The organism is Candidatus Poribacteria bacterium (genome assembly GCA_026702755.1).
Taxonomy (GTDB): Bacteria; Poribacteria; WGA-4E; order WGA-4E; family WGA-3G; genus WGA-3G.
This window is the reverse complement of record JAPPBX010000069.1, coordinates 1-15,093: the sequence shown is the minus strand read 5'-3', so window position 1 is coordinate 15,093 and position 15,093 is coordinate 1. Positions and strand designations below refer to the sequence as shown.

Genomic DNA, 15,093 nt, shown 5'->3' with positions numbered 1-15,093 from the left:
CATCTCAATTTAAGGAGAAGACAATTCTACCATTTTTTTCATCACTTGAGAGTTGTTTCTCACCTATATATTTGAGATTTTTAAGTCTGGCACTGAAATCTTTGATTTTCTGCTGATATTCCTCATGTGTCCATTTTCGTACAGATGCAATCGCTATTTTGATAAGTGTATCTTTATCATAAACGGGTAGCAGTACATTTCCCATAAGACTCGCACCCATCTGGGTATCAGAGATACTCCAATGGTTCCCCGGTGTTTTTTCAGGTGTGAGTCCTCTGTGAATGGCAAGTCCTATCCATTCAGGTAGTGCGTCTGAAACGATTTGATATGCGTCTTTCGCCTCTTGTCTCCACCATTTATCGCCTATACCAGAGGAGATATGGAAAGTGACGGACCTCAGTTCATATTCTATAACTGTGCCTTCCTTCCGCTTCTCGTTCTTAAATCTTCTCGCTTGGTGTAGGTGAAACATCCGCGGGGAATAATAGACATTTGGACGTAGGATTGGATAGAGAATTCTCTCCATCGGAGCATGTTTTTTTCGGAAGTTCGGACAACGGGTATAGTCATGAAGTTGAAATAGGCGAGCGGCAGCGTTTGGGGCGATAAAAACCCCGAGCCCCGGCACTGCCATTTGATGTTTCGGTCTGATGATGTCTCTATCAGATTCACTTCCAATCCGCATCTACATTCCCTCCATTACGCCTCAAATAAAATCTTCTGCTGTATCTGCTTCCCTGTCCACGGATTTGCCAGCGAAGGGAGGGTCAATATCCGATCCCATCGCTCGTTGTTTCGGTAGTATTCCTCAATAGAGAAACACTGTATAGGAGCATAAGTGGTTTCGCCCATCCTTATAGGGTCTAAGGTATGTTTCCAATTGCGCTGTGCAGTTTGCGTATCAAGTGTGATTAGGATGCCCATCGCGGCGTTCTCGTTTCGGATATTCGCGTGAAGTCTATCAAACTTCGCCTTCTGTGAGCCGGAGGCACCTGTGACCTGAATGATAATCGCTTTGCGATCCATGTTATCAGGCTTGTTTAGGAACATCCCAAACCCATCAATACCATCATCGCCAACTTTCTGTGGGTTGGATGCCAAGCCGTCTATGAGTGAGATTGTCCAGTCCTGGAACTTGAACGGATCGGTTTTGGCAAGTTGATGAGCAGTATCCATATCAACAGGTACTCCTTCGATTGGAAGCGGTGTTATACCGTTTGTTGCAAGGCGATAGCGGTTTATCAAACGGAGTGCGAAGGGCAGGATGTCTATACCAATAACATTCCTCCCGTTTTTCTTCGCAGCCTCTATCGTCGTGCCACAGCCCGCGAACGGGTCTAACACAAGATCGCCGGGGTTAGAGGACGCTTTGATGATGCGTTCGTAGAGTGCAAGAGGTTTTTGGGTTGGATAACCGAGGCGTTCGTTGGATGTTCTTCCTACCATGTCTATCTCCCAAACATCACGCATGGATGCCATTGTATACCAGCGTCCATATTCATCTTTATATTTTTCTATACCCTTAAACCCTGGCGGTAAATTATTTGCTGAGTATGAACGTTCCTTCTGAACGTGAAAGGTATGCACATTCCGCGAATCTTTACTATAAAAAAGAATAATATCATGTTTTCTTCCAAACCAATTTTTACTTACGCCACCAGAACGGTATGACCAAACAATCTCATTCCGAAAGTTGTTCTCACCGAAAATCGCATCCATCACGAGTTTCAGGTAGTGGCTGGCGTAGGGGTCACAGTGCAGGTAAATGCTCCCCGTATCCTTCAAGATACGGTGCATCATAAAGAGGCGTTCTGCCATGTAGGAGGTATAAGAAAGCATCTTACTCCGCGGAATGAACCCTTCAAATCCAGCAATCACTTTTGATGCGGGGTTAGCAACAGCGTTCTTGACACGCGCGACGCGTTCTGCAGACGTGTCATCCCAAAGCCAGACATCATCAAACGCTTTGATTTGTGGATCAATGAGGAGTCCGGAGTTCTTAAAAACCTTGTTGTATTTCTCGTTCGAGTTAAACGGCGGATCGAGGCAGATCAGGTCGATATAGCTGTCGGGGAAGCCTGCCATAATATCAAGGCAATCGCCGTAATAGAGCGTGTTTGCAAATGGAGTGTTCATAGTCCTCTCGCAGACTGCAACATGAGAGTAAAGGAACCCCTTTTCTCTCGGTCTAAGAAAAATGACAGGACTATAGGGGTGGGTGCGCTGATAAGCGCATCGCGAGGGAATAGAAAGGTATTCGGCAACCTTCCCTATAGGGTGCTGGTTTCCATTAATCTCACCCGCAAAACGTACGCTGTGATACAATAGAAACCAGCGCTGTCATACCAGTACTATGGCAGTGCTGAAGCGTCGCGGGTATTGGTAGTACCTGCGGCGCACCTAATGAATTAGGAAGCTGCCCTGACGTAACCCACGCGAGACCGTGAATTTTTTTAACGTCATATATATTTTAACACCTATACAAAATATGTGCAACAAAAATGGCTAAAATTGATTGATGAATATGTATGTTTTGAATGACGCAACGCCAAAAATGCATCAATCAATAGCACAAACCTACCAAGAACCGCATAAAAATTTTCCGTAAGATGTAAAATCTCAAACTGTTCTGATATCTGTTTGAAGGTTGGTGTTTCTCTGTACGGGGAGTGCTTGGGCAAGAGAAACGAATGTGACGTGGCTCCGTCATCGGGGCGATGACAAAGTCGGTACATCCGGTCTGTTGATTCTTGATGTATGGTAAAACCGAAAAAATGTTAGGGGCAAGTAACTACACAAAATTTTCTATGATAATCTAATTCTTTGCGTTGTTTTCTATATTTTTGAAAAATGATATTGAATTTTCTATAATAGTAACCCAAGTTGCTACTAACAGATTTTGCACACTTCAGACAGATTTTTTTGTCTCTTTCCCCACCCCGTAGGAGGGTTTTGCTTGGGTATTTCTTCAATATGTCTATAGAAAATGGTGTATTTACGCGATAGCACTCCAGCGGAGTGCTATGCCTATAATAGGTGGCAACTTGCGTTATAATAGTATGAAAGGTCGGCACTTGTGGACAGATGTCGAAGGTACGGCATTATCTCTTTCTCCAGACATACACACATTTCCGAAGTGGCACGCGTCCATACACTCCCATTTGTTGACTGCTATTTCCCTTTTTCCCCGGCATTACAAGAATTTTTTCTACCTCAAAACCGAGAGATCGCGCGATGTCGGATAAGATCATGTCTACCGAAATGCTCACGCCTGCATAACGCACATTGTCGTTTACCATGAAAAGCCGAGCATTCGGTTTTAAGACGCGAGCACATTCACCGATGACACACGCCATCTCGGAAAAATATCCGCGAACCATTCTCGGGATACCGTTATTGTTTAGGGGACCAGACATCTTTTCATGCTCAAGGTAGGTGTATATGGTTTGTAGCAATTTCTGCTGGTTCGCTGCTTCTATAAAGGGTTTCCATTGCGGACAGATTTTCAACAAATCCTTTTCTCTATTTTCCACTGTACAACTGAGCATTTCCTGTCGTAAACGCAAAACATCTGCTTGTGTCAGTCCTAACATGGCGAGCTCAAGGGCATAAGTCCGAGTGTAATCGTAACGGTTGCAATAAGGGGGTGAAGTCATAACTGCCCCATAGGCAGCTGTTTCAAGGGTCGGTAACACTTCAAGACATGAACCTTCAAATAACCGAATATCCTTCGTGATGTGCTTAACAGGGAAAAGTGTTGCGGGTACTTCAGCATTGCGGACATCCGATAAGATTTCTTTGAGTTTAGCGGTTATAGCAGCGTCAAAGCCGAGAATTTCGCCTTTGTTGAATGCCTTTGTTCCAGGGCGTTGCTTGCCTGAGCGCGCATCCCAGCGCAGATATTGTCCATCTTTTCGAGTGTAGCTGATGTTTTCTAAGATGCACAAAAGAGCAAGCCTTAAGATTGCCTGAATTTCCTCGTTTTCTTGTTGAAGAGCACCTCTGTACCGTTCAATTGCCACTACTGTTTCTGGTGGATAGGCGTTTTCTGTGATCCGGAGTGTACTGAAGGGCACCCTTGCTGCGCCTTCTTTCCACGGGAGAGAGGTTATCCAGCGTTCAAGTGTCGCGAAGTCATTTGATGTTAGTTCTCTTTCTGAAAGGAGACGGGCACGGATAATCTCCTGACCAATGGGTAATAGTTCTATACCGTCAGCGGCGATTCCTTGGGAACTCGCCGCGAACAGGGTTGTTCCTATTCCAGCAAATGGATCAAGGACTTTTCCCGATATTTGTCCGTCGTAACTACCGAGGAAATATTCAACAAGGCTTGCTGAAAAGGCTTCCTTATATTTGTACCAACTGTAGGCGGGTTTGTCTTTATTTCCCTGAAAACTGACGATTTTGCGGGATAGGAATGGAGCTACCGAGAATTGTGCTTTAAAATCCTCAGTAAGTTCAGCGTCAAGGTCGGCGATTTCAGCACGCAATTCCGCAGTTTTTGGCTGGATTTCATTTTTTTCGGATGTCATAAGGTGCTTACGCATCGCTGTCGGGAATCTCTGGCCAGTTATGCTCAGGTGAATATCCTAAATCAGCTGCTGCCTCTTTCCACGAAAAACGGGAATCTGCACGTCCGGCGACAGCGTTGTACGACCCGTATCTTACCGTCTCTGTCTCAATCGCACGGGCAACACACTGCGCAACGTCCCTCGGATCTACGTAAACGAACCAAGGATCCGTTACAACGTCAGGGGCTGACGGACCCGGATTCTGTCCGTCTCCGGCAATGACTCCCGGGCGAACATGAATCACGTCCAACCCGTGTGCTTGATGATACGCCGCCCCGATCTGCTCACCGAGGTATTTCGCCAGTGCATAGTAGAGATCTCCCGCGCCGAATTGGAAATCATCGCTCACCTCGTACGGCAATTTTGCACTCGGAGCAGGAGGGCACGCTGAAATACTGGAGATATTCACCAGTTTCTGAACGCCTTGTTTCACGCACGCTTCTGCTACGTTCCATGTACCTTTCACCATAACATCTGCGAATAGCGAAGCTGGCTTATCGGAGCGTCCCCGGACTAAGGCAACGAGATGCACAACGGCATCCTGCCCTGCACACACTGCTTCGATTTCGGAGGCGTTTGTCACGTCTGCCTTGATAAAAGTCGTATCAGCAAACGCACGATCGGGTTCAACGAGATCGGTGAGCGTGAGTTGGTATTCACCGTGCAGCTGGTCGATGATAAATTGCGCCAGATATCCGCTGGCACCCGTGATCAGAATCTTTTCAATAGACATCGGTTTTCGTCCTTGGGTGATTTAAGTGAACGGTGCTTCTGGACCATAGAGCGTTTCGTTGAAGCCGACGAGGAAAACGTCTCCACTTTGCACTGTGGGTGCACGCAGGCTGCCACTTCGTCCGATCACGACTTTTAGAATTGACTCGCGTGTGTCTTCAGTTGGCACGAAGTTTTCTATTCGTCTTCCTTTTGCAACGATGATCTGCTTCGCGCCGCTCATTAAATCCCATACGGCTGCTGCATCCATTGCTTCTTTTCGCGCATCCGTCCGGTTTTCTACTTCTAAGTTGTGTGTGTCAAGAAACTCTTGCACTTTTTTGCACGAGTTTCAGCTATTCCGAAAATAGATCCAATCTACCATTTTTTTACTTTTCCTTGCGGTTCGGTGAAGTGGATTGGAGACTTCAAGTGCTTTCCTGTATATCCGCTTTCCACTTCGTTCCAAGTTTCGCGTTTTTCTACTTTACCTTACAGGTCCTTCACTTGGATAAATCTACCGGTGTCGCGGCTCTGGACCGCGGCATCAATTAAGGCAAGCGTCTGTACGCCATCAGCAAAAGGTGAGCGGATGAGTGTCCTATCGCCTGTTTCAATGGCGCGCAGCCATGCCCCGGTTTTGTCTAAACCTAAACTGTTTTCGGAGACTGCCGGTTCATTGATAGTTTCGCCGTTAAGGTATCCACGAATGACATTTTCTGTCATGTTTGCGTGTAGTCGCAAATGTGGTCCGACGACTTCAACTTCAAAACTAAAATTTTCGGTCCCACAGTGATTCATGTGTGTTCCGAAAACCCCGTTATCCAGTTGATAGGTCATTTGGATGGCATTTTCAGCATCGAATTCGGTCCGTTCCAGTGCCATATTTTTAATCGCTAAGGCATGTGCCTGCACCGGTTTCGGATTCCCGATGACAAACCGAGCACAATCCAAGACATGCACCGCTTGTTCCGGCAAGGGACCACCGCTTATCTCATACTGCAGGAACCATGGCGACATCCTGAAACTGAGGTAATAATTGACGGTGCAGACCGTTCGGACGAGATGCACCGTCTCCGAAGCGATTAACGCCTTCAACTGTTCATAGAGCGGATGATAACGGAGTTGAAATCCCACAGCAGCGATGATGCCTGCTTTCTCAATAGATGCAAGGCATTTTCTACCTTCAACCATATTTAGGGCAGGAGGTTTCTCGACCATCACAGATATGCCACGATCGCATGCCATCTGGATAGGTACAAGGCGGACAGGCGGTGGTGTTGTGATAACTACCCCGTCCATATCTACATCGAAAAAAGCATCTAAATCAGTAGTGGCAAGTGCTCCATCCGCATGCGTTGCGAGTTCGCGTGCTGCCTCAGATTGCACGTCATGGACGGCAACGACGCTCGCGCCGTACTCGGTTATCACTCTGAGATGATGTCTGCCCATATTGCCAGAACCGATGATGCCAATTGTCAATGGTTTTTGAGAGTTCATTGTATTTTGAGGTCTCCCCACGTTACGGCGAGTTTATCATTCCTGCTTTAGTTCACCCCATGTTAGAGGTAATTTCCCTTTCGGGGCAACAGAGAGAAATCCCGGTGTTGTCACCAGTATATTATCAAATTGGGCGCGTTCGCCCCAGCCCCATCTAATATTCCCTCCCATTGAGAAGCCGATCTTTCCGCGCGCGAACTGCTTTTGATGATCGGTCCATGTCCCCACGAAAATGAGTTCATTAGGGGCCGCGCCGACTTCACCTAAGTATGCATGAAATTGATGATTCGCCCGGACCTCGAACTTCACTCGGTACCAAACGTCTCGTTTCCGATTCTGTTTGTCTGCAAATGGAACATTCCAAACTCGCCAAACTCTTTCACGCGCGAAATGGCGCCCCCAACGGATATGTTGGGGTGAATATTTGGCACCTTCCGTCGCGATTGATGCCGAGTAATAGTTATAAATGCCGTTTGCCTGAATAAGGCGGATTGGGTTCAATTCGCCTTCTTGTGCGTGAAAGACAAAACGTGCTACACTCCCGGAAACAGTTCCTTCCATCGTCTTGAAATCGGCGTAGAAATCAAATTCTTCTGGAAACTCAGCGACACTTAATCCAGCACCATGCCCCCAGATATCAAGTACCTTTCTGCCTAAAACCTCGTGGTTATCCTCGTTGTCACTGAGTTCCCAACTCGGTATGACCATCCATTTGCTTTCATCAATGACTCGCCGAAGACGTGCGTTTTTCCTCTCAAAGTCATCCTGAAATAGAATATCTGCATAACCGATGCTGGCACACAGCGTCAGTATAACAATGAGTGTTAGCTGCCATGTAGGAGCTTTCATACCGGCATATTGCATTTTTTCTTCGTTATTTATAAGGTCTATCTTGTTTATTGTAGGCGAGGTTTTAAACTTCGCCTACAAACAGCAATATTACTCTGTTTTTAGCCTTGCCCATGTCGTAGTAAATTTCTCTTGCGGTTCGACATCCATTGGATCTCTACCACCGTAAATTTCGATTTCATCGACACGCGCGCCACCATTCGTGCGAATATGGAGTCGTAACCACCGTGCTTCTACATCCTTAAAGGTAAATTCGGTGGTTTTACTAACTGGGTCGCCCTTGTGCGTATAGACCTTTGTCCATGTGTTCGCATCGGAGTTTGCATCCGCTTTAGTCGTGGCGACGAGAATATCGAAATCAGCGGTTGTCCGGTCGAGAAAACCTTGTGAATGATCGCTCGCGAAATAGATACGGTTCACATTGGCGACTTCGCCCATGTCGATTTGCGCCCAGCCGGGTATTGTACCAATAATCCAGCTTCGGCAGTTGTTGTAAAAACCGTCGTTGAGATATTCAATACAGTGTCTGCGGGGACACCAGCCCTCCAGCTGCGAGGAAGCTTCCGGTTTCGCATCTTTGAGGAGTGCCAAGTTGGGTTCTTTATCCCGAACTGTTGGCACAAATTCGGGACCCGGTTTGCCTCCAGCATCACATTCATCCGTTGCCGCTTTGATGTCCTGCTCTTTAAATTCGTAGCGCCCAAATTTTTCGGGTCCCTTATCTTCATCGTGGACTGCGAAGACGAGGGGCATGCTTATTAGCATCGCCAAGATTACAAACCACCAATACTTTGTCGATCTCATTGCAGATTCCTCCATTTTTGCGGTAGTACTTGATGTATATATTAACACGCGTAGAAAATTGTTGCAAGGAAGACGGAGTGCCTTTGGGATAGGTAAGTGTTTTCAGCCTGTTGTGGGTGTGCCGGTCTCGGCGATTTTCATTAACGCCTCGTCGTCCAGATCCAGGTCTACGTCCTCTGAGAATGGTTGCGGGATCTTGTACGGGGTTTTGGCGTAGACCTCAACGACATTCTCATCTGGATCGTAGAAGTAGATCGCGAGAGAGATACCGTGGTTCACCACACTCCGAATCCGTACCCCTTCTTCCTTGACGCGCGCGTGGAATTGCTTTAAATCCGCAAGATCGTTGACGATAAACGAGACTTGTTGCACAACCTTTGCACCCGGTGGAGCATCCCTGCCGGGGCACAACGCCAATTCGTGGTGTTCTGATTCCGGCTGCGCACTCAGAAAGATAATGTGCCCTTCCGGATGTGCATCGGTGACAGTGAGACCAAGAATGCGTGTATAGAAATCTTGGGATTTTTGTACATCCGTGCAGTAGAGTCCAACGTGGCCAAGTTCTTTAACAGCTAACATCTTTCTCTCTCCTCAATAAAAAGATATAGGTGGGGTTAGAAACCTTGCTGGCGGAGCGAGGATCGAAACCCTCTTTGGAATGTCAACGTATTTTCTGTAATGACAGATGTTATCCTATATCCTTGCTTATGTCAAGTTTTTTCTGATTTACAGCAAGAAAAAATTGGTAGATCTTACCATGGCAATGGGTGAAAATTCTACAGAATTATTTGATGAAATTTACTTGCATTCTTAACAGATTTATAGTATAATTAATATGTGTTGCTACCTAACAAGTTCTAAACATTTGAACGTTGAAATCACTGTCTATCGGAGCAAGCATGGTTACCCGACAAGCTATTCAAGCGACATGTGATGATATCGTGCGCGAATTCGCACCCCTGCAAGTGATCCTGTTTGGTTCCTACGCGTATGGCACCCCGACTGAAAGCTCGGATGTCGATTTGTTGGTAGTAATGCCTGTAACGAAATCGGAAACCAGCAAACAAGCGATAGAAATCTCGCAGCGTATTCGTCCCCACTTCAACGTAGATTTATTAGTACGTTCACCCGAAGATATTGCGTATCGCCTCTCACATAACGACTGGTTTCTCCGTGAGATTACTGAAAAAGGTGAGATCCTTTATGAGTCCGCTAATTTTTTCATGGCACCACCGAAAAAAGAGAGAGGCACTATGAATTCGTTGACTCTGGAATGGATAGAAAAGGCTGAAGAAGATTATGCTATAGTTCTGTTGATTCAGCGAGAACAGAAGCCAATGTATAACAGTATCTGCTTTCATGCCCAACAGTGTATCGAAAAGTATCTCAAGGCATGGCTGCAAGAAGCGGATATCCCCGTTCCAAGGACTCACGATCTAAAAGAATTGCTACAGTTAATTGTTCCAACTTTTCCTATATGGCACACTTGGGAGTCTGACTTTTCGACACTTGCTAAACATGCAGTGGCGATTCGCTATCCCGGGGATTCAGCGACGATAGACAATGCGTCGCATGCGATGCATATCTGTGCTAAGGTGCGTCAAGCCGTTCGCCAGCAGTTAAAACTCCCACTTGATATTTCAGATGATACAGGTTGAACGAGAACCTACCGAAAGTTTCTGTAGACGCTTTCACCCTTAATTGCCAAGCCAGTATATAGGCATGCCTATAAGGAAATCATTTATGCAATCTCAAGACGCTATTGAACAGCAGTATCGCGAAGCCGTGGATGCGCTCGTCGAAAAGGTTCAGAAGGATCCGTATATCCTTGCCGCTATTGTCGCGGGCAGTTTCTCTTATGCACAGGTCTGGGAAAAATCGGATTTGGATATGGAGCTCATCGGTAGAGATGCGGTTCGTCCGACGCAGTCTTTCTTCTCGCTCGTCGAAAACGGTGTGAACATCCACGCCAATGTAACGCCGCGTAATTCTTTTAAGCGGGCAATAGAAGGCGCGCAACAGGGTTCCTTCATGCACTCCTATTTCTCGCATAGTACACTCCTCTTTTCACGCGATGCCTCCATTCAGGAGTGGTATGATAAGAACGCGAATCGCAACAACATCGGCGAACGCGATAAACAGTTCCAGCTCCTTGATGTCGTTGCCAGTACGCTACCAAGTCTCATCTATGCTGAGAAGCAGTTTTACGTCAATAAAGATTGCCTGATCTCTTTTCTTTCGATCTTGGAGGTGGTGCAGGGATTAGCAAGGATTGAAGTGCTTTTGAACAATGAAGTTCCAGTGCGAGAGGTTATTCAACCTGCACTCCGTTACAATCCCGATTTCTTTAACCGTGTCTATACAGATCTGATGAACTGTGAAAAGAGTGAGGCAGTCATTCAGGATACGCTGGATGCAATTAACGCCTATCTTGATGAGCGACAGTTTATCTTCCAACCAATTCTTGATTACCTTATTGAGCAGAAAGCACCACGCGCGAATACTGAATTGAACGCCGACTTGGGACGCAGTGCACATGGCAAGCGTGGTGACTCCGAATTTGATGAAGAATCGCTGGATCTGGTGTGCCAATGGTTGGCGTGGAAAGGCGTTATCAGACAGGTCGCACTGCCGATGAAACTCACGGCGAAAAGCCAAATTTCTGTGGAGGAACCCGCTTACTATTACGATGGCACCAAACCCAAACACGAACAGGCACAACTGAAAGACGATATCCACGCGCAGATTCATAGTGCAGTCGAGAGTTTAACGGAAACGCTCAGGGATGACCGATACATTCTTGCTGCGATCCTTAACAGCGATCTCGCTGAAAATAACGTCTGGGAGAAGACGGCTCCTGAAATTACACTGATTCTCCGAGATGGCACAAAATTCAAGCGGAAGGGATATCAGTTAATTGAAAAGGGTATACCGATCCGGATTGCCCTTCATACCCGTGGCGACTATAGAAAGTTGTTAGATAGGGCACCGCAGGGCAGCGCAATCCATTCAATCCTCGCGGAAAGTCGCGTTCTGTTCTCAAAAGACAGTCTTTTTTCTGTAGATGGTGAAGCTAATTTTCGCGTGGGAGATAGCGTCGATCTACATGTGGGTGAACGGGATAAACATTCGCAACTTTTCAATACTGCAGCCATCGCGACAGCCATAATCGTAAAAGCCGAAAAATGGTTCTACGTTAAGCGCGATGTTGATTATACATTTCTCTATCTGACGTATCTTGTGAGGGAATTGGCACGTATTGAAGTCCTCATGCACGGTGAAACGCCGAAGCGGAAGGTTATCTATCAAGCACTTAAACACAACCCATCCTTTTTTAAAGTCGTTTTTACAGATCTGATAGACAAGGAAAAAGATGAAGCAATGCTTCGCGATGTTCTTGAACAGGTTGATGGATATTTAGAGGATAATCTGCAAATACTGTTCAAACCGTTACTTGACTTCTTGGAGGAGTCAGGCGATGAGCGGACGATAACCGACATCTATACACATTTCGGCAAGCGCAATCTTGACTTTGGCTTGGCGTGCGAATGGCTTGCGCAGAAGGAGGTTATTGAACAATTCTCTGCCCCTATCCGCCTGACGAAGGATAGCAAGGTTTCTGTAGAGGAACCCGCATATTATTACGATGTAAATAATCCGTTTCTGTAATTCAAAGAGCAAACAATCCGCATTATTCCATCAAATTTTAAACTTCATTGTGGGAGGCTTTTATGAGACAGTCTGTCGCTGTTAAAGGCGCGCGAGAAAATAATCTACAAAACATTGAACTTGAGATTCCGCGAGACCAACTCGTTGTTGTTACCGGTATCAGTGGTTCTGGCAAATCGTCGTTGGCATTTGACACTGTCTATGCTGAAGGACAACGCCGATTTTTAGAATCGATGTCTACCTACGCGAAACGCTTTATCACGCAACTTAAAAAACCTGATGTTGATTTCATTGATGGATTGTCCCCTGTTGTTTCTATTGAACAAAAAACGATTACCATGAACCCGCGCTCCACCGTCGGCACGATGACCGATTTGCAGGACTACCTGCGTATGCTTTTCGCAACTATCGGTATCGCGCACTGTCCTTACTGTGGGGGTGAAATCCCTATCCGTTCGCATCATCAGATTTTAGAACGGCTGCTCTCACTGCCGGAGGGCACCGAGGTCGAGATTCACGCACCTGTCTTCAAAATTTACGGCGAGGATTATGACTACCTTTTCGATGACATCCGTACAAAGGGGTGTAGGCATGTCAGGATTGACGGTATTGAACACGACATCAGTGAGGAAATTGAGCTTGATCCGGAGCAGGAATATGACCTTCAGGTTATCGTTGACAAATTCTTTGTCAAGAAGGAAATTGACAGGCAGGTGCTTGCCTCTCTTGAACATGCAATGCTTGTAGGTGAAGGCTTCATGCGTTTTGAAGCGGAGTTTCCAGAAGATGCCGAGGCTAACGCAATAGAGCGATTAGAGGATTTTGGCTGTCCCAAGCACGGTGTGCTCATGGCTGATTTGGGACCGCATCATTTTACCTTTAATGAACCAACTGGTGCGTGTGTGACCTGCTCTGGTCTCGGTACCTACTTGCAGGTGCATCCGAACCTACTTGTCCCTGATAAGACGCGGAGTATCGCTGAAGGCGCGTTTGTCCATCAAGCGTTTAACTACGATCCAGATAGATGGGATGGTAGAACAATGTACAGTCTCGCTGCACATTACAAGTTCGATCTAAACACGCCTTTTGCTGACCTTCCAGAAGAAGTTATTGATATTCTCTATCACGGGACACACGGCGAAGAATTCCCTATTAAACAGCCGGAAGGTGCACAACCGATTGAGAGACGCCATCTCGGTCGGAACATCCGTTTTGACGGGATCATCACCCGCATTGACAGGCACTATCGTCGCTATCGAAAGCAGGGGGAGGCGCATTCTGGAATGGAGGAATATCTCCGAAAGGTAATGGTAGAGCGCACGTGTCCGGATTGCAACGGTGCCAAACTGAAACGTCAGCGGCTTCTCGTTACTGTTGAGGGTCAAACGATTCACGAGGTCGGCGAGCTGCACTTTGAAGAGTTACGGGATTTCTTGCTAACGATCACGGATATGTCAGAAAAGCAACGTGAGGCAGGCAGCCGTGTCATCAAAGAACTCGTCACTCGGATTAACCTACTCCTCGGTATCGGACTGGATTATCTGAATCTCAATCGTCGTTCCGCGACGCTCTCCGGTGGCGAATCGCAGCGTATTCGGCTGTCCACACAGATTGGGTCGGGGTTGATGGGCATGCTTTATGTGCTTGATGAACCGAGTATCGGCTTACATCCGAAAGACAACGTCAAGATGATAGAGACCTTGCGAAAGTTGCGAGACATCGGCAACACCGTTATTGTTGTTGAACACGATGAAAGCACAATTCGCTCCGCCGACCATGTTATCGAACTCGGACCGGGGCCGGGTATTCACGGTGGACATGTCGTCGTCCAAGGTGAACTTGAGACGGTTCTTGAGTGTCCCGAATCTTTGACAGGACTTTACATGAGTGGGAGGCGGGAGATTCCTCTCCCAAAACAGCGTCGCGACTTGAATGGGACGTTCCTGAGCATTACGGGTGCCAAAGAAAACAATCTGAGAAGCATTGACGTTGATATCCCGCTCGGCGTATTTATCTGCGTTACGGGGGCATCTGGTTCTGGTAAGAGTACGCTCGTCAATGAAATTCTCTACAAGCGGCTTTACGCTCTCTATCACGACAGCAGGACACTCTACGGTGCACACGACGAACTGGAAGGGCACGAGCACATAAACGATGTTATCAGCATTGATCAGTCGCCCATAGGACGTTCACCGCGTTCAAACCCGGCGACCTACATCAAGTTTTACGATAATATCCGCAAACTTTTCGCCAGCACTCCACTCGCGCTTGCGAGGGGTTATACTGCTTCTCGGTTCAGTTTCAACGTCAAAGGTGGAAGGTGTGAAGAGTGCCACGGTGAAGGTACGATCACCACGCAGCTCCATTTTATGCCCGATGTTGAAGTTGTCTGTCCGACTTGTAAGGGTGCGCGCTATAATGAGGATACGCTTGACGTTACCTACAACGGGAGGAATATCTCCGAGATTCTTAATATGTCGATTGAGGAAGGCGTTGACTTCTTCGCCGACCAACGGTTGATTCATCATAAGTTGAGTGTGCTGCATCAGCTCGGTATGGGGTATCTCCAAATTGGGCACCCCGCCACGATCCTCTCCGGTGGTGAAGCACAGCGGATAAAGTTGGCAAGCGAACTCGGTAAACTCAAACGCGGGAAGCGTAACCTGTATATTTTAGATGAACCGACGACAGGACTTCACCTCGCGGATGTGCAGAAACTTTTGGACAGCCTCAACCGCCTTGTCGACAATGGACATACTGTGCTTGTGATTGAGCATCATCTTGACGTAATTAAAACTGCTGATTACGTTATTGATCTCGGTCCAGAGGGTGGACATAAGGGGGGAGAGGTTTTAGCACACGGTACACCTGAGGAGGTTGCCAAAGTCGAAGCCTCCTTCACAGGGAAATTTTTGAAGGAATATCTCATTTAAGTGAGGGTGTTTCATAAATAATAGTTGCCAAAAGTCAGGATACTGGGTATCCTTCA

The 15,093-nt window shown here is 46.8% G+C and carries 12 protein-coding genes; 3 read left to right on the top strand and 9 right to left on the bottom strand.

The features are described 5' to 3' along the window. Nucleotides 1–4: 4 nt before the first annotated feature. From OXH39_12510 to OXH39_12470, 9 genes are all read right to left on the bottom strand, one after another. The gene (locus tag OXH39_12510) at nt 5–685 is read right to left on the bottom strand and encodes a hypothetical protein (GenBank protein ID MCY3551274.1); all 681 of its coding nucleotides are present in this window, start codon (nt 683–685) and stop codon (nt 5–7) included. 14 nt (nt 686–699) lie between these two features. Beyond that, nucleotides 700–2,136 carry a site-specific DNA-methyltransferase gene (locus OXH39_12505; GenBank protein MCY3551273.1) on the bottom strand — a complete coding sequence of 479 codons (1,437 nt, stop codon included), beginning with the start codon at nt 2,134–2,136 and terminating at the stop codon, nt 700–702. 965 nt (nt 2,137–3,101) lie between these two features. Next, a complete protein-coding gene (locus OXH39_12500) occupies nt 3,102–4,532 on the bottom strand; it encodes a site-specific DNA-methyltransferase (GenBank protein ID MCY3551272.1) in 1,431 nt (476 codons plus the stop codon). 7 nt (nt 4,533–4,539) lie between these two features. Continuing rightward, entirely contained in the window at nt 4,540–5,304 is a 765-nt protein-coding gene (locus tag OXH39_12495; GenBank protein MCY3551271.1) for an NAD(P)-dependent oxidoreductase, read from the bottom strand. A 21-nt stretch (nt 5,305–5,325) separates the two neighbouring features. Beyond that, nucleotides 5,326–5,619: an ArsC family (seleno)protein gene (locus OXH39_12490; GenBank protein MCY3551270.1), complete on the bottom strand. Its 294-nt coding sequence runs from the start codon at nt 5,617–5,619 to the stop codon at nt 5,326–5,328. Between the two features lie 155 nt (nt 5,620–5,774). After that, nucleotides 5,775–6,782: a Gfo/Idh/MocA family oxidoreductase gene (locus OXH39_12485; GenBank protein MCY3551269.1), complete on the bottom strand. Its 1,008-nt coding sequence runs from the start codon at nt 6,780–6,782 to the stop codon at nt 5,775–5,777. A gap of 36 nt (nt 6,783–6,818) precedes the next feature. Next, nucleotides 6,819–7,646: a hypothetical protein gene (locus OXH39_12480; GenBank protein ID MCY3551268.1), complete on the bottom strand. Its 828-nt coding sequence runs from the start codon at nt 7,644–7,646 to the stop codon at nt 6,819–6,821. 75 nt (nt 7,647–7,721) lie between these two features. Beyond that, nucleotides 7,722–8,435, bottom strand: a complete 714-nt coding sequence (locus tag OXH39_12475) for a discoidin domain-containing protein (protein ID MCY3551267.1) — start codon at nt 8,433–8,435, stop codon at nt 7,722–7,724. A gap of 102 nt (nt 8,436–8,537) precedes the next feature. Beyond that, nucleotides 8,538–9,014: a VOC family protein gene (locus OXH39_12470; protein MCY3551266.1), complete on the bottom strand. Its 477-nt coding sequence runs from the start codon at nt 9,012–9,014 to the stop codon at nt 8,538–8,540. A 320-nt stretch (nt 9,015–9,334) separates the two neighbouring features. Here OXH39_12470 and OXH39_12465 point away from each other — a divergent pair, with 320 nt between their 5' ends. The 3 genes from OXH39_12465 (at nt 9,335) to uvrA (ending at nt 15,037) form a co-directional block, all read left to right on the top strand. Beyond that, nucleotides 9,335–10,093, top strand: a complete 759-nt coding sequence (locus OXH39_12465) for a HEPN domain-containing protein (protein MCY3551265.1) — start codon at nt 9,335–9,337, stop codon at nt 10,091–10,093. Between the two features lie 85 nt (nt 10,094–10,178). Then, complete coding sequence (locus OXH39_12460; GenBank protein ID MCY3551264.1) at nt 10,179–12,104, top strand: hypothetical protein; 1,926 nt, start codon at nt 10,179–10,181, stop codon at nt 12,102–12,104. A 62-nt stretch (nt 12,105–12,166) separates the two neighbouring features. Then, the gene (gene uvrA / locus OXH39_12455; GenBank protein ID MCY3551263.1) at nt 12,167–15,037 is read left to right on the top strand and encodes an excinuclease ABC subunit UvrA; all 2,871 of its coding nucleotides are present in this window, start codon (nt 12,167–12,169) and stop codon (nt 15,035–15,037) included. Nucleotides 15,038–15,093: the final 56 nt, after the last annotated feature.

Excerpts from the sequence above, each read along its gene's own strand:
- OXH39_12475 (MCY3551267.1), bottom strand. The coding sequence starts at position 8,435 with ATGAGATCGACAAAGTATTGGTGGTTTGTAATCTTGGCGATGCTAATA.
- OXH39_12480 (MCY3551268.1), bottom strand. The coding sequence starts at position 7,646 with ATGCAATATGCCGGTATGAAAGCTCCTACATGGCAGCTAACACTCATT.
- uvrA (MCY3551263.1), top strand. The coding sequence starts at position 12,167 with ATGAGACAGTCTGTCGCTGTTAAAGGCGCGCGAGAAAATAATCTACAA.
- OXH39_12465 (MCY3551265.1), top strand. The coding sequence starts at position 9,335 with ATGGTTACCCGACAAGCTATTCAAGCGACATGTGATGATATCGTGCGC.
- OXH39_12485 (MCY3551269.1), bottom strand. The coding sequence starts at position 6,782 with ATGAACTCTCAAAAACCATTGACAATTGGCATCATCGGTTCTGGCAAT.
- OXH39_12505 (MCY3551273.1), bottom strand. The coding sequence starts at position 2,136 with ATGAACACTCCATTTGCAAACACGCTCTATTACGGCGATTGCCTTGAT.
- OXH39_12500 (MCY3551272.1), bottom strand. The coding sequence starts at position 4,532 with ATGACATCCGAAAAAAATGAAATCCAGCCAAAAACTGCGGAATTGCGT.
- OXH39_12460 (MCY3551264.1), top strand. The coding sequence starts at position 10,179 with ATGCAATCTCAAGACGCTATTGAACAGCAGTATCGCGAAGCCGTGGAT.
- OXH39_12495 (MCY3551271.1), bottom strand. The coding sequence starts at position 5,304 with ATGTCTATTGAAAAGATTCTGATCACGGGTGCCAGCGGATATCTGGCG.
- OXH39_12510 (MCY3551274.1), bottom strand. The coding sequence starts at position 685 with ATGCGGATTGGAAGTGAATCTGATAGAGACATCATCAGACCGAAACAT.
- OXH39_12470 (MCY3551266.1), bottom strand. The coding sequence starts at position 9,014 with ATGTTAGCTGTTAAAGAACTTGGCCACGTTGGACTCTACTGCACGGAT.